22 protein-coding genes and 2 pseudogenes are annotated in these 25514 nt (G+C 71.1%); 16 read left to right on the top strand and 8 right to left on the bottom strand.

Annotation, left to right across the window (positions count from 1 at the left end):
- Nucleotides 1–95: 95 nt before the first annotated feature.
- Nucleotides 96–2477 (top strand): Tex family protein, encoded by a 2382-nt coding sequence (locus ACFHWU_RS21400; RefSeq protein WP_416591406.1) that lies wholly within the window; start codon nt 96–98, stop codon nt 2475–2477.
- 146 nt (nt 2478–2623) lie between these two features.
- On the opposite strand, the gene ACFHWU_RS21395 is transcribed toward ACFHWU_RS21400, so the two are convergent.
- Complete coding sequence (locus tag ACFHWU_RS21395) at nt 2624–3319, bottom strand: hypothetical protein (RefSeq protein WP_416591405.1); 696 nt, start codon at nt 3317–3319, stop codon at nt 2624–2626.
- Here ACFHWU_RS21395 and ACFHWU_RS21390 point away from each other — a divergent pair.
- A pseudogene (locus tag ACFHWU_RS21390) lies at nt 3306–3653 on the top strand (winged helix-turn-helix domain-containing protein); the annotation flags it as partial. The gene ACFHWU_RS21395 and the pseudogene ACFHWU_RS21390 sit on opposite strands and share 14 nt — an antisense overlap.
- A gap of 194 nt (nt 3654–3847) precedes the next feature.
- Nucleotides 3848–4051 carry a hypothetical protein gene (locus tag ACFHWU_RS21385; RefSeq protein ID WP_416591404.1) on the top strand — a complete coding sequence of 68 codons (204 nt, stop codon included), beginning with the start codon at nt 3848–3850 and terminating at the stop codon, nt 4049–4051.
- Nucleotides 4052–4178: 127 nt separating this feature from the next.
- On the opposite strand, the gene ACFHWU_RS21380 is transcribed toward ACFHWU_RS21385, so the two are convergent.
- Nucleotides 4179–4694 carry a hypothetical protein gene (locus ACFHWU_RS21380; protein ID WP_416591403.1) on the bottom strand — a complete coding sequence of 172 codons (516 nt, stop codon included), beginning with the start codon at nt 4692–4694 and terminating at the stop codon, nt 4179–4181.
- Between the two features lie 301 nt (nt 4695–4995).
- Between ACFHWU_RS21380 and ACFHWU_RS21375 the strand changes: the two genes are divergently transcribed.
- Nucleotides 4996–7953, top strand: a complete 2958-nt coding sequence (locus ACFHWU_RS21375) for an AAA family ATPase (RefSeq protein ID WP_416556730.1) — start codon at nt 4996–4998, stop codon at nt 7951–7953.
- Nucleotides 7954–8320: 367 nt separating this feature from the next.
- The gene (locus tag ACFHWU_RS21370; RefSeq protein WP_416591402.1) at nt 8321–12928 is read left to right on the top strand and encodes a S8 family serine peptidase; all 4608 of its coding nucleotides are present in this window, start codon (nt 8321–8323) and stop codon (nt 12926–12928) included.
- Nucleotides 12929–13334: 406 nt separating this feature from the next.
- On the opposite strand, the gene ACFHWU_RS21365 is transcribed toward ACFHWU_RS21370, so the two are convergent.
- Complete coding sequence (locus tag ACFHWU_RS21365) at nt 13335–14393, bottom strand: cellulose binding domain-containing protein (protein WP_416591401.1); 1059 nt, start codon at nt 14391–14393, stop codon at nt 13335–13337.
- A 146-nt stretch (nt 14394–14539) separates the two neighbouring features.
- On the opposite strand from ACFHWU_RS21365, the gene ACFHWU_RS21360 reads away from it, so the two are divergent.
- The 3 genes from ACFHWU_RS21360 (at nt 14540) to ACFHWU_RS21350 (ending at nt 16131) form a co-directional block, all read left to right on the top strand.
- The gene (locus tag ACFHWU_RS21360; RefSeq protein ID WP_416556733.1) at nt 14540–14689 is read left to right on the top strand and encodes a hypothetical protein; all 150 of its coding nucleotides are present in this window, start codon (nt 14540–14542) and stop codon (nt 14687–14689) included.
- Between the two features lie 156 nt (nt 14690–14845).
- Complete coding sequence (locus ACFHWU_RS21355) at nt 14846–15025, top strand: hypothetical protein (RefSeq protein ID WP_416556734.1); 180 nt, start codon at nt 14846–14848, stop codon at nt 15023–15025.
- 137 nt (nt 15026–15162) lie between these two features.
- Nucleotides 15163–16131 (top strand): aldo/keto reductase, encoded by a 969-nt coding sequence (locus tag ACFHWU_RS21350; protein WP_416556735.1) that lies wholly within the window; start codon nt 15163–15165, stop codon nt 16129–16131.
- Here the strand turns inward: ACFHWU_RS21350 and ACFHWU_RS21345 are convergent.
- Complete coding sequence (locus tag ACFHWU_RS21345; RefSeq protein WP_416556736.1) at nt 16116–16601, bottom strand: RNA 2'-phosphotransferase; 486 nt, start codon at nt 16599–16601, stop codon at nt 16116–16118. The genes ACFHWU_RS21350 and ACFHWU_RS21345 overlap by 16 nt on opposite strands.
- Nucleotides 16602–16922: 321 nt before the next feature.
- Here ACFHWU_RS21345 and ACFHWU_RS21340 point away from each other — a divergent pair, with 321 nt between their 5' ends.
- The 4 genes from ACFHWU_RS21340 to ACFHWU_RS21325 all read left to right on the top strand — a co-directional run bounded on the left by ACFHWU_RS21340 (nt 16923) and on the right by ACFHWU_RS21325 (nt 19259).
- Nucleotides 16923–17690, top strand: coding sequence for a MerR family transcriptional regulator (locus ACFHWU_RS21340; protein WP_416556737.1), 768 nt, complete (start codon nt 16923–16925; stop codon nt 17688–17690).
- Nucleotides 17691–17730: 40 nt separating this feature from the next.
- Nucleotides 17731–18123: an MmcQ/YjbR family DNA-binding protein gene (locus ACFHWU_RS21335; RefSeq protein WP_416591400.1), complete on the top strand. Its 393-nt coding sequence runs from the start codon at nt 17731–17733 to the stop codon at nt 18121–18123.
- Between the two features lie 180 nt (nt 18124–18303).
- Nucleotides 18304–19068, top strand: a complete 765-nt coding sequence (locus ACFHWU_RS21330; protein WP_416591399.1) for a helix-turn-helix domain-containing protein — start codon at nt 18304–18306, stop codon at nt 19066–19068.
- A complete protein-coding gene (locus ACFHWU_RS21325; protein WP_289206738.1) occupies nt 19059–19259 on the top strand; it encodes a DUF397 domain-containing protein in 201 nt (66 codons plus the stop codon). The genes ACFHWU_RS21330 and ACFHWU_RS21325 overlap by 10 nt, the downstream gene beginning before the upstream one ends.
- A 72-nt stretch (nt 19260–19331) precedes the next feature.
- Here the strand turns inward: ACFHWU_RS21325 and ACFHWU_RS21320 are convergent, their stop codons facing one another.
- Nucleotides 19332–20591 carry a hypothetical protein gene (locus ACFHWU_RS21320; protein WP_416591398.1) on the bottom strand — a complete coding sequence of 420 codons (1260 nt, stop codon included), beginning with the start codon at nt 20589–20591 and terminating at the stop codon, nt 19332–19334.
- A 97-nt stretch (nt 20592–20688) separates the two neighbouring features.
- On the opposite strand from ACFHWU_RS21320, the gene ACFHWU_RS21315 reads away from it, so the two are divergent.
- The 4 genes from ACFHWU_RS21315 (at nt 20689) to ACFHWU_RS21300 (ending at nt 23935) form a co-directional block, all read left to right on the top strand.
- Entirely contained in the window at nt 20689–21123 is a 435-nt protein-coding gene (locus ACFHWU_RS21315; protein ID WP_416556740.1) for a MarR family winged helix-turn-helix transcriptional regulator, read from the top strand.
- A gap of 69 nt (nt 21124–21192) precedes the next feature.
- Nucleotides 21193–21930: an ATP-binding cassette domain-containing protein gene (locus ACFHWU_RS21310; protein WP_416556741.1), complete on the top strand. Its 738-nt coding sequence runs from the start codon at nt 21193–21195 to the stop codon at nt 21928–21930.
- A complete protein-coding gene (locus ACFHWU_RS21305) occupies nt 21927–23261 on the top strand; it encodes a hypothetical protein (protein WP_416556742.1) in 1335 nt (444 codons plus the stop codon). Before ACFHWU_RS21310 ends, ACFHWU_RS21305 begins: the two co-directional genes overlap by 4 nt.
- An 86-nt stretch (nt 23262–23347) precedes the next feature.
- Entirely contained in the window at nt 23348–23935 is a 588-nt protein-coding gene (locus ACFHWU_RS21300) for a hypothetical protein (protein WP_416591397.1), read from the top strand.
- Here the strand turns inward: ACFHWU_RS21300 and ACFHWU_RS21295 are convergent.
- From ACFHWU_RS21295 to ACFHWU_RS21285, 3 genes and pseudogenes are all read right to left on the bottom strand, one after another.
- A complete protein-coding gene (locus tag ACFHWU_RS21295; RefSeq protein WP_416591396.1) occupies nt 23865–24920 on the bottom strand; it encodes an amidohydrolase family protein in 1056 nt (351 codons plus the stop codon). The genes ACFHWU_RS21300 and ACFHWU_RS21295 overlap by 71 nt on opposite strands.
- Nucleotides 24890–25414, bottom strand: coding sequence for a 3-hydroxyanthranilate 3,4-dioxygenase (locus ACFHWU_RS21290; protein WP_123601006.1), 525 nt, complete (start codon nt 25412–25414; stop codon nt 24890–24892). Before ACFHWU_RS21290 ends, ACFHWU_RS21295 begins: the two co-directional genes overlap by 31 nt.
- A gap of 5 nt (nt 25415–25419) precedes the next feature.
- Nucleotides 25420–25514: pseudogene (locus ACFHWU_RS21285) on the bottom strand (RidA family protein); the annotation flags it as partial.

Raw genomic sequence — 25514 nt, 5'->3', positions numbered from 1 at the left:
CCGGCACCGGCCGCAGGACGGGTGCCGGCCACAGGCATCGGGCCGGGCGGGAGCACCCCCGCCCGGCAGCCGGGAGTTGGAGCGGGGCACGCGACGTGACCACAGCGATTGATCAGCGGATCGCCGAAGAACTGGGAGTACGGGCCGGGCAGGTGGCGTCCGCCGTCGAACTGCTCGACGGCGGCGCGACGGTGCCGTTCATCGCCCGGTACCGCAAGGAAGCCACCGGGATGCTCGACGACGCGCAGCTGCGTACCTTGGAGGAACGGCTGCGCTACCTGCGCGAGCTCGACGAGCGCCGCGACGCGATTCTGGAGTCGATCCGCAGCCAGGGCAAGCTCGACGAGGCGCTGACCGCGCAGATCATGGCGGCCGACTCGAAGGCCCGGCTGGAGGACATCTACCTGCCGTACAAGCCGAAGCGGCGAACCAAGGCGCAGATCGCCCGCGAGGCAGGCCTGGAGCCGCTCGCGGATCTGCTGCTCGGCGATCCGGGTCAGGACCCGCGGACCGCGGCCGCCGGCTACGTCGACGCAGACAAAGGTGTGGCTGACGCGGCGGCGGCGCTCGACGGCGCGCGGGCGATCCTGGTGGAACGCTTCGCCGAGGACGCCGACCTGATCGGTGGGCTGCGGGAGCGGATGTGGTCGCGGGGCCGGCTCACCTCCCGGGTACGCGAGGGCCGGCAGACCGAGGGGGCCAAGTTCGCCGACTACTTCGACTTCGCCGAGCCGTTCACCAGGCTGCCGTCGCACCGGGTGCTGGCCATGTTCCGGGGGGAGAAGGAACAGGTCCTCGACCTGACCATGGAGCCGGAGGAGGTGCCGGCCGACGCCGTCGCCGGGCCGAGCAGCTACGAGCCGATCATCGCCGGCCGGTTCGGCATCAGCGACCAGGGTCGGCCGGCGGACAGATGGCTGGCCGACACGGTCCGCTGGGCGTGGCGTACCCGGATCCTGATCCACCTCGGCGCCGACCTGCGGATGCGGTTGTGGCAGGCGGCCGAGGACGAGGCGGTCCGGGTGTTCGCCGCCAACCTGCGGGACCTGCTGCTGGCCGCGCCGGCCGGCAGCCGGGCCACGATGGGTCTGGACCCGGGCGTACGCACCGGGGTGAAGGTGGCCGTGGTCGACGCAACCGGCAAGGTGGTGGCCACCGAGACGGTCTACCCGCACGAGCCGCGCCGGCAGTGGGACGCCTCCGTCGACACGCTGGCGAAGTTGGCCGCCGCGCACCGGGTGGACCTGGTGGCGATCGGCAACGGCACCGCCTCGCGGGAGACCGACAAGCTGGTCGCTGACCTGATGGCCCGGCACCCCGAGTTGCAGCTGACCAAGGTGATGGTCTCCGAGGCCGGCGCATCAGTCTACTCGGCCTCGGCGTACGCCTCTCAGGAGCTGCCGGACCTCGACGTGTCGCTGCGCGGCGCGGTCTCCATCGCCCGCCGGTTGCAGGACCCGCTCGCCGAGCTGGTCAAGATCGACCCTCGGTCGATCGGTGTCGGGCAGTACCAGCACGACATCTCCGAGACGAAGCTGTCCCGCTCGCTCGACGCCGTGGTCGAGGACTGCGTCAACGGGGTCGGGGTGGACGTGAACACCGCGTCGGCACCGCTGTTGACCCGGGTCTCCGGCATCGGTGCCGGACTGGCCGAGAACATCGTGCTGCACCGCGACACGCACGGGCCGTTCCGGTCCCGGGAGGCGTTGCGAACGGTGGCCCGGCTGGGGCCGAAGGCGTTCGAACAGTGCGCCGGCTTCCTGCGCATCCGCGACGGTGACGACCCGCTCGACTCGTCCAGTGTGCACCCTGAGGCGTACCCGGTGGTCCGTCGGATCCTCGCCGACACCGGTAGTGACCTGCGGACGCTGATCGGCGACACGAAGACGTTGCGCCGAATCCGGCCGGAGAAGTTCGTCGACGCCGTGTTCGGTCTGCCGACGGTCACCGACATCCTCGCCGAGTTGGAGAAGCCGGGCCGCGACCCGCGTCCGGCGTTCCGTACCGCCACCTTCGCCGACGGTGTGGAGACCCTCGCCGACCTGCGGCCCGGCATGGTGCTGGAGGGCGTGGTGACCAACGTGGCCGCGTTCGGCGCGTTCGTCGACGTCGGGGTGCACCAGGACGGTCTGGTGCACGTGTCGGCGATGTCGAAGACGTTCGTCAAGGATCCGCGCGACGTGGCCAAGCCCGGTGACATCGTCCGGGTGAAGGTGCTCGATGTGGACGTCGCCCGCAAACGGATCTCGTTGACGCTCCGGCTGGACGACGAGCCGGGTGCCGGCCGCGCACCGGGTCAGCGCGACGGCGCGGACGGCAGCCGGGGCGGCGGCCCCGGCCGGGGCGGGCAGCCCCGGCAGCAGGGCCGCGACGCCAAGGGCGGCCGGGGTGGCAAGGACCGCCGGGGTGGCCAGCGCGGCGGAGGCCAGCCCGAGGGTGCGCTCGCCGACGCGCTGCGCCGGGCGGGTCTGGCCTGACCGGTCGGTCTGCACGCGAGGGGTCGGGACGGTTGCCGTCCCGACCCCTCACCGGTCAGGTGCTCGACGAATAGGTGAGGAAAAAGTTGTTCGGTGCCTGCGAACCTCCGGCGTTGAAGCAGATCACGTTGCGAACCAGCGCCGGGTTAGCGGACAGCACCCACGGTGTCTGCAGGTTGCAGTAGTCCGGGCTGGTGCCGAGCGCGGTGACCTGCACGGTGCTCGCCGGAACACCCACCGACGGCAGTGTCACCAGGTACTGCCCGACGCCGGAGACCGCGATGCTGTTGGCCCCACCGGCGGAGTTGAAGTTGGTCGACCCGCCGAAGGGCGAACTCAGCAGGTAGGCGAAGCGGGGACCACTGGGCGATCTTGCACCGCCGAGGGTTGAACGGGTGCTCGGCGGTTGCCTGCAAGTTGCCGTCCAGCAGGGCGGTGCCGAGTCCGTTGAGTTTCACCTCGTAGAAGCCGGTGCCGAGTTGGGTAACCGCGTTCCCGGCACCGATCGAGTTGTAGGACGACCGCATCGCCCCGACCGGGTTCGCCCTGACGTAGCCGAACGCGTCCGACCCCGGCGGCAGCATCCCGGAGGCGGAGGTGTAGTCGACGACGAACCGGGCGTTGTCCGGTACGCCACCGGGCCGGTAGCACTGCACGATCACCATGTGGTCAGGTCCGGCGGCAACGTTCGAGACCACCTGCCACCATCGTGGTGCGTTGTCGACCGTGGTGACGTGAGCGACACCGTTGAGTGAGGCGGCCAGTGGAAACCGCACCTGGTAGCGCCCGACACCGACCTGGTCGACGGTCACCCAGAGCGCGGGAGCGGTGGCCTTCCTCACCGCCCGTGACGACGAGGTCGACCGGGTGCGGGCCATCCGCCGCCGCAGCCTGGGCCCGCCCGGCGGCGAACCGGTCCGTACCGTCGGTGGCGTCACCCTCGACCCGGCCCGCCGCACCGTCACCGCCGACGCCCACCCGGTCGCCCTCACCTCCACCGAGTTCGACCTGCTGGACCACCTGATGCGCCGGCCCGGACGGGTCTACACCCGCGAGGAGCTACTCTCCGCCGTCTGGGGGTACGCCGCCCACGCCGGCACCCGCACCGTCGACGTGCACGTCGCCCAGGTCCGGGCCGAGCTCGGCACCGCCGCCACCGTGCAGCGGCTCACCGGCACACCTGGCGGTGATCGTCGAACGCGGTGGGCTGCACACCGCCGGTACCGGAGCGAACGGAGCGACTTCGGTCTCTCCAGCGACGACCGCCCCGGCTGGTGGGACGGCCGCCGTGGCCCGTGGGGGCGACCCGGCCCACGCGCCGGCTGGCTACGCGGCCCCGGGGCGGGCGGTGCACGATCAGCGTCGAGTCGGTGGACGGCTTCGTCCTCGACTGGACCTGCGCCGACGAGTGCCGGGTGATCGACGACGGCGACGAGGTCGAGCTGTCCAGTCTCGACGTCGACGCCGAGGTCGGCGTCCGGGACTCCGTGACGGCGAAGAACTGCTCGCCCGGATCGTGTTGCGACCCGAATCGGACTGACCCGCACATTGCAGTTACCTGTAGTGACCCGTAGTGACCCGCACCGCCGGGCACGCTGCCCACGCGGTGGACTCCGGTCCCACGGCAGCCGCGTGAGTCGCGGTCGATCCGGGTGTCGAGTGCCTTGCCGCGCTGGTCCGGCACCCAGATCGCCGACCCTCCTACAGCGTGATCTGCCAATTCTGCTGCAGGAACTGACGCAGCGCCGCGACGCCCGGTTCCACCGCCGCCCGATACGCTCCGGACCTCGCTTCCAGAACGTTCCGAATCTCCTCGTTGTCCAGCACATCTACGGCATTGGCCAGACTCGTGACCTCGTACAGGTAGACGTTCCCGTTTTCGGTCTTGCCGTGCAGGACATGCCCGTGCTCGTGCCAGATCACCGCTGAGCGGTAGGCCATGGTTCCGTCGAAAACCCCTTCCTGGATCACCAGCGTGTCCACCGCGACGGTGTCGATGATCCCGTCCCAGTCCACGTCGTCCTCGACGTACTTGCGGACCTCGGGCGCGGCCATCTGCTTCTTCACCCAGGTCACCTGAATCGCCGACTTCAGACAGATGGCCGGGTTCTCGGCCGTACCGACGGACATCGACTGCGGAACGACGACAACGTTCACGCCGTCGACGACCTGCCCCAAAATGGCACCTGCCTGCTGCAGCATGGCGTTACTGATCACGTGCCGAACTCCTGTCTCGATCAGGATGGACAACCCGGTCCGCGCACGAGAAGCAAACACCCAACGGGCATCGACAAGGAGCGTGGATCTGGTGCGGAGCGAACAGACCGGGTGGATTCGAGTAGCGGTCGACCCGGACGTCGGGCGAATCCTGAATCCGCCTCGACAATAGTCGAACGGCGACCGTGGTCACCAGGGTCGTCACGGTCCGGATCACGACAAGGGCTGGCTGCCCAGAGCGCCGGCCAGGGCGACATCGACGGCTCGCTACGGCATCCGACGTGCGGGATACGCTCAGACGATGCGGGTGAACGGGCACGCTGCGGCGGCGGGCACGGCGATGCCGATCGCCACGCCACGGCTGGTGGGACGGTCCGGTGAGGTGGCGGCGCTGGCCACAGCGCTCACCCGTCCCCCGGCGGTGGTCCTGCTGGAGGGTGAGGCGGGGATCGGCAAGAGCCGGCTGGTGCGGGAGACGTCGGCAGCCGGGGCCGGTCTGCGCCCCGGCACCCTGCTGGCGGTCTGCCCACCGCTACGCGAATCGCTCACCCTGGCGCCCATCGTGGACGCGCTGCGCGATGTCCGGCCACGGCTGACCGGGGTAGGGCTGAGCGCGTTGGCCGGGGCACTGCGCCCGCTCCTGCCGGAATGGTCGGCCGAGCTGCCACCGCCACTGGACCCGGTGGACGACGCAACCGCGGCCCGGCACCGGCTGTTCCGGGCGTTGGACGAGCTGATCCGTGCGCTCGACGTCGACCTGCTCGTCGTCGAGGATGCGCACTGGGCCGACGAGGTCACTCAGGAGTTCCTGGTGTTCCTCACCGCCCGACCGGCCCCCGGTGGGCCGAGCCTGCTGGTCACCTACCGGCCCGAGGAAGTCGACGACCGCTCGCTGCTGCTGCGGCTGTCCCGGCCGGCGGCCGGCGGCGGCGCCCGGCTGCGGATCACCCTGGCGCCGCTGGACGTGGCCGACACGGCGGCGATGGTCTCGTCGATGCTGGACGGCAATCCCATGTCGACTGAGTTCGCCACCTTCCTGCACCAGCGCACGAGCGGCGTACCGCTGATGGTCGAGGAGTCGGTACGCCTGCTGTGTGACCGGACCGACGTGGTGTTCCGGGACGGACGCTGGGTGCGGTTGAGCCTGAGTGAGCTGCAGGTGCCGGCGTCGGTACGGGACTCGACCCGGGAACGGGTCGGGCGGCTGACCCAGGCCGCCCAGCGGGTGCTGCGCGCCGCCGCCGTACTCGGCGAACCCGCCGACGAGGCCACCCTGGCGGCCACTGCCGGCCTGCTGACCCGGGCCTGCCGGGCCGGGTTGACCGAGGCGGCCACCGCCGGTCTGCTGGACAGCGACGAGCGTGACCACCCCGGCGGCGGTCGGTGGCGGTTCCGGCACGCCCTCGCCGCCACCGCCGTCTACGAGGCCATCGCGCACCCCGAGCGGCGTACGCTGCATCTGCGGGCCGGACAGGCAGTCGAGGGTCTGGATCCGCCGCCGGTCGCCCAGCTGGCCCGACACTTCCGCGAGGCGGGTGACGTGGCGCGCTGGGCCCGGTACGCGGAGGCCGCCGCCGATCGGATGATCGCCTCCGGCGACCACACCACCGCCGCGGTCGCCCTCGACGAGCTGCTGACCGTGGCGGAACTGGCGGCACCGGACCGGGCCCGGATCGCCCGTACCGCCGCCGTCGCCGCGCTCGGCCGCCGCGAACCGGTCGACGACGTATACCACCGGGTGGTCGCCACCCTGCGGGCCGTGCTGGAGTCGACCCAGCTGACCGCGCGGCAGCAGGCCGACATCCGCAACCCGCTGGGCCGGCTGCTGATCATCGGCGGTGAGGCACAGGCCGCGCTCACCGAACTCGGCCGGTCGGTGGAGCACCTGGCCGACCCGGTGGAGGCGGCCCGTGCGATGACCTACCTCGGCTGGGCGTACGCCGGCCCGTGGCCGGCCGCCACCCATCTGCGGTGGCTGCACCGGGCCGCCGAGCTGATCCCGCGGATCCCGTCCGCCGCCGACCGGATGTCGCTGGCCGGTAACCGGGCGGCGGCGCTGCTGATGCTCGGCGAGCCGCAGGCCTGGGAGGTGGTGGCCGGGCTGCCGACCGACGGCGCGGCGGCGGCCGAACGGCGGGACATCGCCCGGATCCACGCCAATGTCGGCACCGGGGCGCTGATCTGGGGCCGGTACGCCGACGCCGGGCGGCACCTGTCGGTGGCGCTGGCTCTCGCCGACGCCGAGGGTCTGGTCCGGCTGCGCTACAACGTCCTGGTGGAACAGGCCAACCTGGACTGGCTCACCGGCCGGTGGGACGGCCTGGCCGACCGGGCCGCCCAACTGGCCGAGGTGGACCGGGACCGGCCGGGCGTCTATCTGGGGAGTCTGCGGCTGGCCGGACGGCTGGCCGCAGCCACCGGTCAGCTACGCCACGCCGAGCAGCAGTTCCAGGTGGTGCTGGACGAGGCGGCCCGGCGCGGCGCGGTCGACGACACGGTGGAGCCGGCCGCCATGCTGGCCCGGCTGTGGCTCGACGACGGGCAGGCCGATCGGGCGGTGCGGGTCACCGATGGTCCGATCGGGGCGGTCGCCGCCAAGCGGGTCTGGGTGTGGGCCACCGACATCGCCCCGGCGCGGGTGGCGGCGCTGCTCGCCGCCGGCCAGCCGGGCGAGGCGGCCGATCTCGTGCGTCGATTCGCCGGCGGGCTACGCGGCCGGGCCGCGCCGGGCCCGGCGGCCGCGCTGGCGGTGTGCCGGGCCGCGCTGGCCGACGCAGCCGGTGACCATGACCGGGCGGCGGCCGGCTTCGACCGGGCCGCCCGCGCGTGGGCGGCGCTGCCCCGCCCGTACGACGCGCTACTCGCCCGGGAGCGGCAGGCACTGGCGTTGCTGGCCGCCGAGCGGGCCGAGCCGGGACGGGCGCTGCTGGTCGAGGTGTACGACGGTCTGGCCGACCTCGGCGCGCGCGGTGCCGCCGACCGGGTGGCGCGACGGCTGCGCGAACACGGCGGGGAGGTGCCGCGCCGGTGGCGGGGAGGTCGCAAAGGGTACGGCGACCGGCTGTCCCCGCGCGAGCTGGACGTGGTCCGGTTGGTGGTAGCCGGGCACACCAACCGGGAAATCGGCCGGATCCTCGCCAAGTCGTCGGCCACAGTGGATCAGCAGCTCCGATCGGCGATGCGCAAGCTGCGGGTGTCCAGCCGTACCGCGCTGGCGGTCGCCGCCGTGGAGGCCGGCGTCCTTGCGGCGGACGACTGAAACGGCCCGGCAACCCGGTCGAAACCGGATCGGGCACATCGACCGCGACCGGTCGATTCTTTGACGTATCTACTGGATAGCTAACGATCCGCCGGCTCAGCAGCATGACTTGCATGCACGAGCCACCAGGGCGGTCAACGGATGAACCCGCGCCCGAACCCGACCCCGAATCCGACCGACTCGTACCCGGTGGACCCGTTCCCGGTGGACCCGAGGCGGGCGGACCCGAGGCGGGCGCGGACGCGGCACCCGACGGTGGCACCGGTACCTGCGCGACCTGCAGCGCGGAACGCCGTGACCCGTACCAACCCCTGTGAGGGGCACGGCGTGCCCACCCGCGTGGCCGATCCCACGGAAGGAACCCCCAATGAGACCTATCGCACGAGCGATGTCGCTGGTGCTGCTGGCCGGTGTGGCGTTGGCCGCGCCGAATCCGGCGGCGGCGGCACCCCGGCCCGGCCCCGATCCGGGCGGTGACCCGGCGCGCGGCGTCGCCGACAAGATCCAGCCCGAGTTGGAGCGGTCGCTGGAGTCCGACGGCGCCACCGATCTGTGGATCCGGTTCGCCGAGCGGGCTGACCTGGCGCAGGCGCGGCAGATCGACGACTGGACGGCGCGCGGCGAGGCGGTCGCCGAGACGCTGCGGACCACCGCTGCCACCAGCCAGACCAGTGTCCGACACCTGCTCGACACCGAGGGCGTGACTTACCAGGCGTTCTGGGCCAGCAACGCGATCTACGTACGGGACGGATCGTCGATGCTGGCCCAGGAGTTGGCGACCCGGCCCGACGTCGAAGGCCTCTACCAGCCGGTCGAGTACCAGCTGATCGAGCCGACCCCGGGCGAGCCGGCCCGCGACGACGCCGACGGTGCGGACGAGCGTGGGACCCAGGCCGAGGATGTCGAGTGGGGCATCGCCAACATCAACGCTGACGACGTGTGGGACCAGTTCGGCACCAAGGGCGCCGGCATCACCGTCGCCAACCTGGACACCGGTGTCCAGTTCGACCACCCGGCGCTGGTCGCCCAGTACCGGGGCAACCTGGGTGACGGCACGTTCGACCACAACTACAACTGGTTCGACGCGGACAGCCGGTGCGGCGCGGCCCCGTGCGACCGGGGCTCGCACGGCACCCACACGATGGGCACGATGGTCGGCGACGGCGGCACCGGCAACCGGATCGGCGTCGCGCCCGAGGCGAACTGGATCGCGGCGAACGGCTGCTGCCCGACCGACGCGGCGCTGGTCGCCTCCGGCCAGTGGCTGCTGGCACCGACCGACCTCGACGGGCAGAACCCTGACGCCGGCAAACGTCCGCACATCATCAACAACTCGTGGGGCAGTACGCAGCCCTCGCTGGACCCCTTCATGGAGGACGTGTCGCTGGCCTGGGACGCCGCCGGCATCCTCGGCATCTGGTCCAACGGCAACAGCGGCGCGCAGGGCTGCCAGTCCAGTGGCTCGCCCGGTAGCCGCTCCGTGAACTACTCGGTCGGCGCGTACGACGTCGACAACGAGATCGGCTCCTTCTCCGGCCGCGGTCCGGGCCAGGACGGCGAGTTCAAGCCAAACATCTCGGCCCCTGGCGTAGACGTGCGTTCGTCCGTTCCAGGCGGCTACCGCGCCACCGACGGCACCTCGATGGCCGCGCCGCACGTCGCGGGCACGGCGGCACTGCTGTGGTCGGCGGCACCGGCGCTGATCGGTGACACCGACGCGACCCGGAAACTGTTCGACCGCACCGCGATCGACACCGCCGACCCGCAGTGCGGCGGCACCGGCGCGGACAACAACGTGTACGGCGAGGGCCGCCTCGACGCGCTGGCGCTGCTGGAGGCGGCTCCGGTCGGTGACACCGGCACCCTGTCCGGTGCGGTCACCGACGCGGCGACCGGCGCGCCGGTCGAGGGCGCGACGGTGACCATCGAAGGCGAGACGGTCCGGGAGCGGGTCACCGCGGCGGACGGCTCCTACTCGGCCCGGTTGACCGTCGGGACCTACCCGGTGACGGTCACCGCGTTCGGTTACGCCGAGCAGAGCACCGAGGTGACCATCACCCTGGGCGCCACGACCGTCGAGGACGTCGCGCTGACCGCGCTGCCGACGATGACGCTCAGCGGACTGGTCCGGGACGGCTCCGGGCACGGCTGGCCGCTGTACGCCAAGGTCAGCGTGGCCGGCACCGAGGTCAGTACGTTCACCAACCCGTTCAACGGCCGGTACCGGCTGGTGTTGCCGACCCACGCGACGTACACCCTGGTGGTGGAGCCGCAGTACGACGGCTACGGCACCGTCGAGCAGCCGGTGCAGGTACACGGCGGCAACCGGACCATGGATGTTGCCGCGCCGGTGCAGCGGTGCGCCTCCGCACCTGGCTACGCCTTTTCCGCCGGGATCGGGGTGCTCGGCGACGAAGCCGGAAAGATCGGCACCTTCCTCGACGACCAGGGCGTCCCGACCACCGAGGTCGGCTGGGACACCGACGTGTCCGGCTACGACGCGATCATCGTCAACCGGCCGAGCAACCCCGGCGAGGAGACGTTCCTGCGGTTCCTGGCGGACACCGACGCGGCCGGCGTGGGTGTGCTGTTCCTGGACACCTGGTCCAACGTGGGTGGTAACGGCATCTACCTGCTCAGCCAGTACACCGGTAACCCGGGGGCCCGCAGCAGCGGCATCGTCTACGACACCGAGGGCGACCTGTCGTACCAGGTGATGCAGGAACACCCGGTGGTGGAAGGGTTCCCGCTCGGCGGACGGATCGCCTTCGACGAGACGGACAACTACTCCAAGTACTACGGCTTCTTCGACGCCTACGGCGGCGAGGGTCGGATGGTGGTCGCCAACGCCGTCACCTCGGAAGTCGGCACCGTCGGGGTCGGCATCGGGGTGCAGCAGCGGACGAACAACCGGCACGTGCTGCTGTCGATGCACGCCGCCAGCTACAACACCGGGCCGCAGACCTGGCACGACGACAGCGCCCGGGTCTTCAGCAACGCGGTGGACTGGATCGCCGAGACCGAGTTCGAGTGTGTCAAGGTCGAAGGTGGGCTGGCCGTCGGCTTCGTCCGGGACGCCAACACCGGCGCCGGGCTGGCCGACGCCGAGGTGACGCCGGTGGACGGCTCCGTCGGCACCCGTACCGTCGCGACGCCGCAGGACCCGGACCTCGACGACGGCTTCTACGCCCTGTTCTCCCCCGCCGGCCGGCACCGGATCACCGCCTCGGTGAACCAGTACGCGGAGCTGGCCCGATGGGCAGAGGTCACCGAGGACTGGGTCACCCGGCACAACTACAAGCTGGCGGCCGGACGACTGACGGTGACCGGCTCGCCGGTCGAGGCGACCGTGCAGCTCGGCGGAGCGACGACCGCCGAGGTCACGGTCACCAACACCGGCGGCGCGCCCGCCGAGGTGGAGCTCAGCGAACGAGCCGGCGAGTTCGAGATCCAGCGCGCCGACGGTTCGCGAGCGGCGTCGCGCCAGATCGCGGCGGCCGCCGGGGCACCGACCCGCCGGATTCCGCTGGACGCGCCGATCGAGCAGCTCGCCGGGGCCGCGTCGGCGACGGTGTTCGGACCGGGTGCCGCACCGGCGGCGACCCCTGCGGCTGAGCCGTGGCTCAGCCTGCCGGGGCTGCCCCGGACGGTGATGGACAACAGCGCGGTCACCGTCGACGGCAAGTTGTACTCGTTCGGCGGGTCCAACGGATCGTCGTCGCTGGCCGAAGGGTACGTCTACGACCCGGCCACCCAGGCCTGGTCCCGGCTCGACGACATGCCGCACGGTGCCCGCAGCCAGGCCGCCGAAGGCGTCATCGACGACATGGTCTACCTGGTCAGCGGGTGGAGCACGTTGAACACCGACACGCTGATCTTCGACCCGGCCACCGGCGGGTGGAGCACGGGTGCCGACGTGCCGGCCGCGTCGGCCGCCGCCGGATCGGCGGTGCTCGACGGCGAGTTGTACGTGGTCGGCGGCTGCACCACGACCAGCTGTGCCCCGTACAGCGACCAGGTGTTCCGCTACGACCCCCGGGCCGACGCCTGGGACACCGTCGCCAGCTACCCGATGCCGATTGCCTGGCAGTCCTGCGGCGCGGTCAGCGGCGGGATCGTCTGTGCCGGTGGACTGTCCAACAGCCAGCCGGTGACCGCCAGCTACTCCTACGACCCGGCCAGCGACTCCTGGACGCAGGTAGCGGACCTGCCGGTGAACCTGTGGGGTTCGGCGTACCACACCGCCGACAACCAGCTGCTGATCTCCGGTGGCGGCACCGGCACCCAGGCGATCACCAACGAGGGGTACGCCTACGACCCGGCGACCGACGCGTGGTCGAGCCTGCCGACGGCGAACAGCCCCGGTTTCCGGCCGGGCAGCGCCTGCGGGCTCTACCGGGTCGGCGGATCGGCGATCTCCGGATTCCAGCCGACCAACACAGTGGAACTGCTGCCCGGCTTCGACCAGTGCGGGTCGATGACGGACACCGGATGGTTGACGGTGGACCCGGGCACCGCCACGATCGCCCCCGGAGAGAGCCTCACGGTGACGCTGACCCTGACCGCCGAGGTGGCCCAGCCGGGCACCTACACCACCGGCGTCACCGTCTTCGAGGACACGCCGTACGCGGTGGACACGGTGCCGGTGACGATGACCGTCACCCCGCCGGACACCTGGGGCAAGATCACCGGTACGGTCTCCGCCGTGGGCTGTGACGGCGACCTGACCCCGATCACCGGGGCGACGGTGCAGCTGAGCACGTGGACGATGGAGCTGCCGTTAACCACCGACGCCGACGGCGGCTACGCCCACTGGCTCGACCACCGGCACAACCCGGTCACGATGATCGTGGCCAAGGACGGCTACATGCCGCAGACCCGCCAGACCCAGGTCACCGCCGGTGACGTACGGGTCGAGGACTGGGCGCTGCGCCAGGTGTGCGGCCGATCGGCGGGAGCGCTCGAGACCAGCTGACCCGTGACCCGGCTCACCGGTAGATGACCCGTCGACGGTGAGCCGCCCCGAGCGTACGCCCCGAGGTGACCCCTCGGGGCGTACGCCGTTGTCGGCCGACTCGCCGACTCACCGACTCACCGCTTTCCCGCACGCGGCCCGGCGGCGGATCTGTGGCGACGACCCACGATCGCGCGGACTTCGACCAGGCCAGGAACGCATCACCGATCGGCATCAGGCCGAACGCGTACCGCCGGGTGGTCGGGGTCAGGCGCACCGAGCCGACCACCGCCGCCGATCCAACCAGTACGGCGACCTCACCCGCAGGGCCCGGCCGACACCCGAGGTGGACGACGGGCCGGACCGACGACGCTGCTCGATCATCGGCCCATCCTGCCAACCGTGCAGGCCCGCCCGGGCCGGGGCTTCAGCCGAGCGTGCAGGCCGCCGACACCGCAGCGTCGCCGACACCGGAGGCGAGGAACCCGAAGCTGGCCGAGCCGCCGACCGGAAGGCTGCCGTTCCAGCTCACGTTGCGGGCGGTGGCCGTCGCCCCGGTCTGGGTGACGGTGGCGTTCCACGCCTGGTTGACCTGCTGACCGCCGCCGAGGGTGAGCGTCGCGGTCCACGCCGACGTCGCCGCCGACCCGGCGTTGCGGACACTCACCTCACCCTGGAAGCCGCCGTTCCACTGGCTGACCACCCGGTAGGTGGCGGTGCAGTCCCCGCTGGGCGGCGGGGTGGTCGGCGCGACCGTCGGCGTCGGGGTCACGGTGCCGAGGAGTCGCGCGATCGCCGGCGCGAACCGGTCGGCCATCTTGCGGAACCCGGCGTCGTTGGGGTGTACGCCGTCGCCGGTGTCCGTCGCGGCGTCGAATCCGGTCCACTGGTCTACCACGGCGATCGGCGACCGGGCGGTGGTCAGGCCGGTGGCCCAGGCGGCGATCCGGTTGTTGAGCGTCACCGTGTCGGCCGGGCAGGTCGTGCAGCCATGATGCGGGATGATCTGCGCGACCAGAAGCTTCATGTCCGGGTTGTTCGCCCGCATCTGCCCGACCAGTTTGGTGAACGCGGCCATGATGGTGTCCATCGACTGCCAGCCGCCCCACAGGTCGTTGGTCCCCAGGTGCATCACGACGATGTCCGGGGCCGCCGCGCTCAACCACGGCGGCAGTTGGTTGTTGTCGGCGATGCCGACCGCCGAGAAGCCGCCGTGGCCCTCGTGGTCGGGGTCGTAGGAGAAGCCGTAGTTGCAGCTGCCGCCGTCGGAGGCGCTGCCGACGAAGTCGATGTCGGCGTGCCCGGCGCTGCGCAACTGGTCCCAGACGAGGGCCCGCCAGCAGCCGGGGCCGGCAGTGATCGAGTCACCGAGCGGCATGATCCGGACCGGGTCGGCGGCCGACGCCGCAGGCGCCGCCGTCACCGCCAGGCCCAGGGCCATGGCAAAGGCGGCGAACAGCGAGCACACGAGGGCTCTTCGTGGCATGGTCTGCGTTCCTTTCGAGGTCACACTGGACCTGCCGGCCGCCCGAGTGGTGACCGCAGGTGCCGTGGGAGGACCGTCGATGGAAGCGCGCCCCCAGTTTTGTTTAGCTTCCCGACTAAGTCAAGCAACACGTCGCACTAACTTCCGTGGGTCGCTATCGGTACGACCTGACCGACACGACCGAGTTCACGACCGGCAACTCGCACATCGACGCCTGGTTCCGGGTCACCACCGCCGACGTCGCGTTCGCCCGTACGCTGCTAAACCCGCAGATCGGGCGTCGGCGGGCGAGCTGATCTACGGACCGGCGGTCACGTCGACTGCGACGGGCTGACGACTGTCCGAGTGCGTTGCGGGTGTCGCATCCCAGCCTGCCGAATGCCGGGGCTTGTCAGTTCGTGCAGAGCGCGCCGACCGTGACGTTGTAGACATGCCAGGATCCGTCCGGCGCGGTGAACACATCGCTGGCATTCGTCGCCCAGTTCGCGCAGGCGACGCCGACGGCGAGAATGTCAGCGCGGGCAGCCTGGGCCCCGTTCTGGATCGCGCTGGTCGAGGTGGCACCGCTGCCCTGCCGGGTAGCCGAGCGGGCAACGGTGTACGACGGTGGCGCCGGGGCCGGTACGCAGTAGCCGGTGGCTTTCGCCTCATAGACGTACGCCGAGCCGCGATCACCTCATAGGTGACCGAGCCGGTCCACGGTTGACCTCGAGCGCGCTCCAGGTGCAATCCTGAGTCGCAACAGGATCATCGGAAGGAGCACATGACGATGGATCAGCGACATCTCGGCAGCGTCGGACCGGTCAGCGTCCTCACCCTCGGTGGGGGCGGGCTGGGCCAGGTCTGGGGCGTCACCGACCGGGACGAGGCGGTGGCGACCGTACGGGAGGCGGTCGACGCCGGCATCGACCTGCTCGACGTCGCTCCCGGCTACGGCGACGGCGAAGCGGAACGGGTGGTCGGCGCGGCCTTCGACGGCAACCTGCCGGCCGGCGTACGGGTCGTCACCAAATGCGGGCTGGGCAACCCGGCCGCCGGTGACGTCGCGGCCCTGCTGGAGAAGTCCCTCGACGACAGCCTGCAGCGGATGCGACTGTCGTTCGTCGACGCGCTACTGCTGCACAATCCGATCGTTGCACAGGCCGCGCCGGGCACCACCGGGGTGACCTCCGCCGACCTGTTCACCGAAGCCGTCCGGCCGGCGTTCGAGGACCTGGTCCGGCGCGGCCGGATCGGCGCCTGGGGGATCACCGCCGTCGAGGAGCCGGACGTGATCATCCGCGTACTCGGCGATCAGCCGTCCCCGGCGGTCGCCCAGTGTGTGACGAACCTGCTGGACTCCCCCGGCGATCTGCTGATGCCCGGCAGCGGGGGCTCCCGGCCACGCGACATCCTGACGGCCGCCGGCCGGCACGGCGTCGGAGTGATGGGCATCCGCGCGGTCGCGGCCGGCGCGTTCACCGACGCCGTCGACCGGGACCTGCCGCCGGAGCATCCGACCATGGTCGACTTCCGGCGGGCCGCGCCGCTGCGCGAGCTGGCCGGCGAGCTGGGTGAGTCGGCCGCCTCGCTGGCCCACCGGTACACGCTGTCGATGCCCGGCGTCGACACCGTTGTCCTCGGCGTGAAGAACCGCACCGAGCTGCGGGAATGCCTTGCGGCGGCAGCCGCCGGTCTGCTTCCGGCCGACCTGATGGCGACCATCGAGGCCCGCGTCGGCGCTCAGATATCCAGGTAGCGGGGCGGCACCGCGTCGGTCAGCCACACCCCGTTGGCGCTGCGGTAGAACAGGTGACCATCGCGGGCCATCGCCGCCGCGTCGACGGTGAGGATTACGACGCCACCGGCTCGCCGGGCACCGACCCGGCGGGCCGTGTCGGTGTCCGCCGACAGATGCACGTGGTGCCGCCGGGCCCGGTGCAGCCCGGTGGCCCGGATCGAGTCGAGCGCGGCGGCGGTGGTGCCGTGGTAGAGCCGCTCCGGCGGAGGCAGCGCGACCAGCCCCAGGTCGATCGGGACCGAACGCGATGCCGGACGCGGCCGCCAGGGTCGCGGCGGCCCAGAGCAGCCCGGCCAGGTTGACCAGCCACTTCGCGGTGAGCAGCACGCCTTCCGCGACCGCTGCGGCGGCCGGTTCGGCGGGGGCGGCGGCGAGCTGGGTGACCGCCAGGTTCCCGGCGTCGTGCAGCAGCCCGGCCAGGCCAGCACCGGACAGCAATCCGCCGGCCAACACGGACAGGTGTGCGCGAGGACCATTGGTTCGCGCGGCCAGCACCAGACCGGCGGCGAGCAGGGCCAGCCAGCCGATCACGTCGAACGCCAGCTCGATCAGGTGCAGCTCGACCCGGGCGTGCACCGCCGCCAGGACGACGGCCGGATCGGCCGGATTCAGGGTCAACCCGGATGGCACGGCGATGCCGACACCGGCGAGCATGGCAAGCAACGACCCCAGCAGCAGTACGCCCGTCAACCGGGCAGCGTAATCACGTTCAACGGCACTCATGGCGGCACGCTAGAACCCTGCCGCAGGTGCAGAGTCAACACAGCGGGGCAGGAGGCACCGGCGTGTGGCGGATCGGTGAGCTGGCGCGCATGGTCGGGGTGTCCGAGCGCACCCTGCGGCACTACGACAAGGTCGGGCTGCTGCCGCCGGCAGTGACCGACCAGCACACCGGCTACCGCTGGTACGGTGCGGCCGAGCTGACCCGGCTGGAACGCATCCGTGGCCTGCAACGGCTCGGGCTGCCGCTGCGCCGGATCGCCGACCTCCTCGACGCCCCGGACGCCGAACTGCGGCAGGCCCTGGCCGAGACCGTGGCGGCGCTGCGCGACGACATCGCCGCCCGGACGGCGACGATCGCCGCCGCCGAGGACCACCTCACTGGTACGGCGTCGGTGCTGCCGCAGGTCGCCCGGGTCGGTGCCCGCCGGCTGCGGGTGCGGCACCTGACGGTCGCCGATCCCACCGAGTTGGCGGCGGTGTGTCCGCAACCGCCGACGGTGCTGCTGACCTGGCTACGTTGCCGGCCGGCGACCAGTTTCCGGGCGGCGGTGACGACCGGCGGGCCCGGCGAGCGGCTGGACCTGCCCGCCCGTACGGTGGTCCGGGCCGTCGTGCCGCCGACCGGCGTGGTCCGCGCCGGACTCGACCTGTTCGCCTGGCTGCCCCGCCACCACTTCACGGTCGCCGGTCCCACGACGGAGGATCACCTGGTCGACGGCGACGGTGCCGCTGTCACTGTCCTGGAGATCCCGGTCGCGGCCCGCCCGGACCGGCAGGCCCGCCCGGCCAGGTGACCGGGGCCGAAGTGTCAGCCGGGTGTGATTACCTACCGCTATGCCGCATCCGATCATGTTCGACGACGCCGACCCGCTGCTCGCCGAGGTACGCCGGCTCGCGCTGGCCTTCCCCGACGCCGCCGAGAAGATCTCGCATGGGCATCCGGCGTTCTACACCACCAAGGTGTTCGCCTACTACGGCGGCTCGGTGAAGGTCGACGGGGTCTACCAGCAGCATGATCACTCCGTACTGGTGCTGGTGGACTCGGACGAGCGGGCGGCGCTACTGGCCGAGCCGCGCTGCTACGCCCCGGCGTACCTGGCCAGCTCCGGCTGGGTCGGGGTGGACCTGGCCGACGACACCGACTGGGCGGAGATCGGCGAGCTGCTCGACGCCAGCTACCGGCGGACCGCCGGACCCCGTCGGGTCGCTCGGCTCGACGCCCGATAGGTCGACGGGTCAACAGGTCGACAGAACCCCATCCGACAGAACCCGATATCGATCACACAAACTATCCGGAATTCATCCTATCTCCATCATGGACTCCGATCCGTCGTACTGATAGAGGTAGGGGTGGCATTCGACGCACCGCCCCACCATCAGCAGATCGGGGATCCGACAATGCACGAGGTGCACCGCATCATTCGCACCCTGCGCACCGAGCGCGGGCTTTCCCAGCAGCAGCTCGGCGCGTTGATCCAGCTCAGCGCGTCGTCGATCGGCAGTTACGAGAACGGCCGCCTGGTCCCGGTGCAGCAGAACGCGAAGATCCTCGACGATGTGCTGGGCAGCGGCGACCGCGTGCAGCGCGCCTCCGCCGAGGCGCGCGGGATGTCCTTCGCCGGTTTCCTGCGCCCGTGGGCCGACATGGAGGAGCGGGTCACCCTGCTGCGGTCGTTTCAGCTCGCGGTCGTCCCGGGCCTGTTGCAGACCCGGGAGTACGCCGAACGACTGCTGCGCGTCGGCCCGGTCGACGACGTGCCGACCCGGCTGGCTAACCGGCTCACCCGCCAGCAGGTGCTCACCCGCGCGGACGACCCGGCCGAGTTCATCGCCGTCATCGACCGCAGCGTGCTGCACCGCCAGGTGGGGACCCCGGAGCAGATGGCCGAGCAGCTGCGCGGTCTCGCCGAGGTGGCGGCGCGCCCCAACGTCTGGGTGCACGTGGTGCCCGGTAGCGCCGACGCCTACCACGGGCTCAACGGATCGTTCGCGTTGGCGACCGTGGACGACCACGTGTTCGGCTACGTCGATTCCCATTTCGGCGGTGACGTGGTGAGCAACCCCGCCGATGTGCAGACATTGGAGCGGTCCTGGGAAGGTGTCCGCAGTTATGCTCTTCCTGTCGAGGAGTCGCACGACATGATCCTGAAAGCGGTGCAGACATGGAGCTGAGCACCACCCCTCGCTGGCGCAAGTCGACCCGCAGCAACCCCGCTGGCGGCGACTGTGTCGAGGTCGCCGACAACGTGCCCGGCCGGGTCCACGTCCGCGACACCAAGGACCGCGACGGCGGCACCCTGACCTTCGCCCCCGCCGCCTGGTCCGCGTTCGTCACCCTGGCCAAGACCACGTCCGTACGCTGACCGGCGCCACGACCGTGCCCAGGTCGGGCCGGCTCCGATCCACGGTCGATGGTCGCGTCATCGCGCGGCGGGTCATCGCGCGGCGGGCGCACCCGCCATCGTCGCTGGTTCTGCCAGCCACCGGCGGTAGCGCCGCAGCGACCGGCCTCGCCGCAGCCGCTCGTTGGCGAGCGAGACGACCGGATGTACTCGGCCGGCACTGGTAGCACCCCGGCCGACCTGCCGGAGCCGGCAGCGGACGACGGACTGGGTGGCCGCCGCCGCCAGATGCTTGTCCTTCCAGCGCGGGCCCGGCACGGGCACCGCCGCCTCCGCACCGCGCAGCCAGCGCTGCGGTAGCTCCGGATCCACGGCGAGCGCCGTCGCCACTCCGACGACCCCCGCGCCCTGGGCACGTACCCGCTCGGCGACGGCGCGGCGTCGCACGCCCCCGGTCAGCATCACCGGCACCGGGGCCTGCGGGATGATCGTCGCGGCGGCGTCGAGGAAGTACGCCTCGCGGGCGAGGGTCCGCCCGTCGGCGGAGTGACCGTGGGTCGCCAGGCTCTCCACCGAGCCGCCGGAGAGTTCGACCAGGTCGACACCGGCGTCAGCGAGCATACCGACCACCTGCCTGGCGTCGTCCGGGTCGAAGCCGCCGCGCTGGAAGTCGGCGGTGTTGAGTTTGACCGCCACCGCCGAGCCGTCGGGTAGCCGGCGCCTGACCTCGGTGACCACGTCGATCAGCAGTCGGGCACGGTTGCCCAGGTCGCCGCCCCAGCGGTCGGTACGCCGGTTGGTCAGCGGTGAGAGGAACTGGCTGAGCAGGTAGCCGTGCGCTGCGTGGATCTGCACTCCGTCGAACCCGGCCTGGACCGCCCGGTACGCCGTACGGCCGAACCGGGCGACGACCTCGTCGATCTGCTCGGGCGTCATCGCGGTGGGCCGGGCGAAGAACCGGGAGTAGCGCCCGGCGTCGACCGGTACGTCCGATGCGGACCAGGCCACGCCCGGCATGTCCGCGTTGACGACCCGGCCCGGGTGATTGATCTGCATCCAGACGCGGGCACCGCCGGTGGTCGCCGCCGCCGTCCAGCGCCGGAACGGCTCCAGCGGGGTACGGTCCGCGAGCACGACGTCGGAGGGGTCGGCGAGGGCCCGCTCGTCGACCATGACGTGCCCGGTGATCAGCAACCCGGCTCCGCCGGCACCCCAGCGCTGGTAGAGCGTGGCGAGCTCGGTGCCGGGCAGCTGGCCGTCGACGGCCAGGAACTCCTCCATGGCGGCCTTGGCGATCCGGTTCGGCAGGCCCTGCCCGCTGGGCAGTTCGAGCGGTTCGGCCAGTTGGGACATGCTGTGGGCTCCTCGGCTCCGACGACATACTTCGAGACTCGAAGCGTTCCAGACCGTAATAGTTCGAGACTCGAAGCGCAAGTGGTACCGTCAGCCGGTGGACCACCGGGACCTCGTCGACGCCATCCGCGCCAACCACGAGATCTTCATGACGACCAGCGACCGGCTCGAACCCGCCCTGACCGCCCACGGGCTGACCAACGCGACCGCGCAGGCGCTGTGGGCGATCGACCCGACCGGACCGGCCCCGTCGATGAAGGCGCTCGCCGAGCGCCTGTACTGCAACGCCCCCAACCTCAGCTTCATCGCCAACCAGCTGATCGAGCGCGGACTGGTCGAGCGCAGCGTCGACCCCATCGACCGACGCGGCCGGGTGCTCGCCCTCACCGACAAGGGCCGACAGGTACGCCAGGAGATCATCGCGTCGACGCTGGAGGCGAGCCCCTTCGCCGACTGCCCGCCACAGCTGCTGCACGAACTCGCCACCCTGCTCCAGCAGGTCGCCGCCGGGCACCCGCCGGCAGCAACCTGACTCCGACCGAGGCGCCACGTCTCCGCACAGCTCAAACAGATCCGGCCAGCACCACTATTCGGGGGCAGCATGCTCGAGGTTGATCAGGTCGGGTTCCGGTACGGCTCCAAGCCAGTGCTCAGGGGCGTCAGCGCGACCTTCGAGCCGGGGGCGACTGTGCTCCTCGGCAGGAACGGCGCCGGCAAGACGACCCTGATCCGAATCCTGGCCGGCGCCGCCGCCCCCAGCGGCGGGCAGGTCCGGCTGAACGGCTCGGCTCAGGGCAGCCACAGCCGGGCAACCCGCGCCGCGCTGCGGCGCATCGGGTGGCTCCCGCAGACGTTCGGATTCCCGCCCCGAATGGCCACCGCAGAGTTCGTGGCGTACGCGGCCTGGCTGAAAGAGGTACCCGGCAGACAGCTGACCAGGCAGGTGGCTGACGCGTTGGCGACCACGGGCCTCAGCGAGCAGGCACGGAATCCTCTACAGACGCTCTCCGGTGGACAGCTACGTCGGGCCGGGCTGGCAGCGGCACTCGTCGCCGAGCCTGAGGTTCTCGTCCTCGACGAGCCCACGGCCGGCCTGGATCCCGAACAGCGGGACGCGTTCCACGGCCTGGTCCGACGCATTCGATCGGAGCGGGTGGTAGTGATCGCTACCCACCTGCTGGAGGACGTGGAGGCGCTGGCTGACCGGGTCGTCGTCATCGACCGGGGTAGCGTCCAGTGGACGGGCACCATCGACGATCTGGCCGGACTGTCGCAGCAGCAGGGCCTGTCGGCGCTCCGCGAAGGGTTTCAGATCATACTCGACCGGACCGTGTCGTGATCGTCTCCCGCCGTCTCGCAGCGGGACGGATCGCCCTCTTCCTCGGCGTCGCGGGGATCACCATCATCCAGGGCATCGCCTCGGTGGCGTCGAAGTCGCAACGGTGGTCCGGCCATTGGGCGAACAGCAGCGTCGTGATCGGCTGGGCAGGGGTGTGGGGCGCGTGCATCGCTGCCGGAGCCACCGCCCTGATCCTCGCGGCACCCCGCAGCCGCGGGTACGACGACCTGCTGCGTGCGTCGTCCCGATCCCAGGCTCGGATCCACCTCGCCGGCCTGGCCACGGTCGCGGCCGGGAGTTTGGCCGGCTACACCGTGGTGACTGGATACGTTGCCGCAGCGACCGCGACGAGCGCGACACACGGTGGACTCGACATCGTCGAACTGCTCCCGACTGCCGCGTCGGTGCCGCTGGCGGTGGGAATCGGCGCCCTCCTCGGGCGGCTGGCCCCGCCGAGGATCGCTCCGGTCGCGGCGGCCGTGGCCCCGTACCTGATCTACATGGCTGTGGTGTACGCCGAGGCGTACAGCGGCCAGATCGCGTACATGGATCTTTTGTGGACAGATCAGGTGGATCGCACCTACCTCAGGCTTCCGGCTGAGCTTCTGGTGTCCCGTGCAGTGCTCTGGATGATGCTCGGTGTCGCTCTGCTCGGCTTGTCGCTCCACGCGTTACGCCTCGCCTACGCCAGCGCCGTCGTAGCCAGCTTGTCCGCCGCCGTGGCGCTACTCTCCGTCGGTACGCGGATCGAAGTGCCGGCGGCGTACGCCGCTGCCTGCTCGGGTGAACAGCCACGGGTCTGCGTCGACCGGGCACACGACCACATTCTGCCCGAGTATCAACGGGAGATCGTCACATCCGTACAGCCGGTGCAAGGTCTGGATCTGTCCGCCATGGTCGTCGTGATGGACGAACACCTCGCCGTCCCAGGGGCGGACCTTCCCGGGTCCGGTCCCGACGCGCGGCGGGTCATCGTGCCCATCGTGAAGCGCAACACCTCGCCCGCGCATGAGATCGACTCTGCGACGCTCACCGCCAACGTCGGGTTCGCACTTTTCCTTGCGCCCTGCATGGCGAGGCCGACAGCAGCCGAAGACGTCGGGCTGACCACCGCCGCCGCGCTCTACCACTGGTGGCTCACCAGCCACGGTCTGCCGACCGACGGCACGAACTTTCCCGGCGAGCCGAGCCTCGACTCGATCCTGATCGAGAACGAGGAGGCGGCGCGTACCGCCGGCAGCTTCGTCCGGTTGGTCGAGGAGGAACGACAGGAATGGTTCAGCGAGTCGACCGAGTCGGTTCTGACCTGCACGGCCGTTCCGGCCCGGTGAGCCGTCCGCACCGAACCTCAGCTGCGTTCGCTCTCCGCGCATTTGCGACGGCGCGGGGCGTTACCGTCCGCGGGCTCGTCAGCTACGTGCTGATCTGGCTGTTCATCGCAACCGCATCACGGTTCACGGTCTCGGCCACCGGCCTGCAGTTCGCCCCGCCGGGCAGCGCGGCGTTGGACACGGTCGCCGTGATTCTCCTGCTCCTGCCAGCCGGTGTTCTCGCCGGCACGTTGACCTCCCGGACACCGCACCTGGAGGCGACCCGGTCCCGCAGTAGTCAGCCCGCACACGCGATCTGGGTGGTCGGCATCACCGGTGTAGGTCTGCTGAGCCCATGGCTCGCCTCCCCGTTGATCCATCCGTCCATCGACATTGTCGGCTTCTTCACGACCTGGTGCACCGTACTGGGCCTCTGGTGGGCCATCGCCCGTATCGGGCCGACGGTTCTCGCCCTAATCTGTACGTTCATCGTGCTCGCCGGATTCAGCACACCGGGACTCGTACCCTGGCACCTCAACATCGTCTACAACGTGGAGATCGGCGGCAGCGCCGCGCTCGTGGCCACAACCGCTCTCGGCTCAGGCACGATCCTGCAGGCACTACTCAGCCCGCCCCCGACTCGAGGAAGCGGCGGGCGTTGCCGCCACGTAGGGCGACCCGCTGGTCGGCGATGAGGAAGTCCGCCTTGTCGATCACCGCGCCGACCGGCCGCTCCCCCAATGGGTACGGGTAGTCGCTGCCCAGCAGCACCCGGTCGGCACCCATCGTGTCGACCAGCAGCCGCAGCGCCGCCGGGTCGAACACCACCGAATCGACGTAGAACCGGTCCAGGTAGTGGCTCGGCGGGTGCGCCGACCGGCCCCGTACCACGTCGCCCCGGCGGTGCCAGGCGTTGTCGGCGCGGCCCAGCCAGAACGGGAAGCTGCCGCCGCCGTGCGCGAAGCAGATCCGCAGCGTACGGGGCAGCTGGTCGAAGCCGCCGCCGAGGATCAGCGCCAGGATCGACAGGTGGGTCTCGGCAGGCATGCCGGACAGCCAGCGGGCCATCCACCGGTCCAGCCGTGGCCCGTCCGGCATGTCCCACGGGTGGACGAACACCGGCGCGCCGACGTCGGCGCAGTGTCGCAGGAAGGCGACGATGCCGGCGTCGTCGAGGTCACGGTCACCGACGTGGTTGCCGATCTCCACCCCGGCGTGGCCAGCGGCCAGGCAACGGTCCAGCTCGGCGCAGGCGGCGTCCGGGTCCTGCAACGGCACCTGGCAGAACGGCACCAGCCGGCCACCACCGGCGGCGGTGACCTCAAGGGTCAGGTCGTTGAAGATCCGGGCCACCTTGACCGCCTGGTCGGCCGGTCGGTCGTAGGCGAAGAAGACCGGCGTCGGCGAGACCACCTGCACGTCGACCCCGTCGACATCCATGTCGGACAGCCGGGTGGCCGGATCCCAGGTCTGCGGGCCGACCGGCCGGAACTCCGTCTGACCCACCATGATCATGGCGGCGCGTTCGGAGTCGACCCGCAGCCACGGCCAGCCGGTTCCGCCGCAGGCGGCGGCGAGATCCGGCCAGCCCCTGGGCACCAGGTGGGTGTGGACGTCGATGGTCTGCCCGGCGTCGGTCACGGCGACGATCAGCCCTTGCCCGGGTGCAGGGCACCGCACTTGTCGCAGGTACGCGCGGCTTCGTCGCCGTAGAAGGCGGTGAAGACCGGCGGCAGGTCGGCGACGATGTCGCGCACCTGCAGCTCCACCTCGTGCACCAGGTTGCCGCAGTCGAGGCAGTACCACTGAAACTTCTCCAGGGTGCCCTCCTCGCGGACCCGTTCGATGACCACCCCGATCGAGCCGGCTTCGGGGCGTTGCGGCGAGTGCGGCACGAATCCGGGCAGCACCCACATCTGGCCTTCCCGGATGTGTACGGTCTGCGGCCCGTCGTCGGTCATCAGGTTGACGTGCATGTTCCCTTTGACCTGGTAGAAGAACTCCTCGTACGGGTCGACGTGGAAGTCGGTGCGCTGGTTGGGGCCGCCGACGACCTGCACGATGAAATCGTCGCCGGTGGGGAACAGCTGCTTGTTGTTCACCGGCGGCTTGAGCAGATGCTCGTTCTCACTGACCCAGTTGGGAAAGTTGACCGGTTCGGCGATGTCGCTCACGGGTGTCACTCCTTCCGGGTAGGGGCGTCGGCCGGTGCCACGGCGACGGCCTGGATCTCGATGAGCAGGTGCGGGTGCGGCAGTTGGTGCACGGCGACGG

It is taken from the genome of Micromonospora sp. LOL_015 (assembly GCF_048060275.1).
GTDB lineage: Bacteria > Actinomycetota > Actinomycetes > Mycobacteriales > Micromonosporaceae > Micromonospora_E.
Note: the sequence above shows the minus strand (reverse complement) of the source record. Positions and strands in the feature narration are given on the sequence as shown.